Below are 354 nucleotides of genomic sequence, written 5' to 3'. Positions count from 1 at the left end.
GTCTGTATGGAAGTTGTTGAAATCCTTTGCAATAATCGCGTCTGTACTAAATACCGAATAAGCTAGGTAGTATCCAACGGTTCGGTTCTTGCGAGCCTCTTTTTCCATATCTGGCGTGATGTTTTTAGGCTCCGTGGGTGGCTGTTTATAGCCACAATTCATGCACACTCCGGCCATTTTTTTACCGGTGACTTTGCTCAATCCCTTCGGGCGATACAAGAGGCTGCCACAATCGGGACAACGTTCAGCAAATGTTTCGATCGCTGCTAAACGCCCTTGATTAGTTTCAAGATTGCTCATCACACGCCTCTTCTCTACCAAGGTAAGTCTTCATCTTGGACATCCCCTTGGTTG

Annotated in this window: 1 pseudogene; it reads right to left on the bottom strand. The window is 46.3% G+C overall.

Features of this window, described 5'->3' with window-relative positions:
- Positions 1–300: pseudogene (locus ACWPAB_RS15455) on the bottom strand (ATP-binding protein); the annotation flags it as partial.
- Between the last annotated feature and the right edge of the window lie 54 nt (positions 301–354).

It is taken from the genome of Lacticaseibacillus sp. 30, assembly GCF_053819265.1.
Note: the sequence above shows the minus strand (reverse complement) of the source record. Positions and strands in the feature narration are given on the sequence as shown.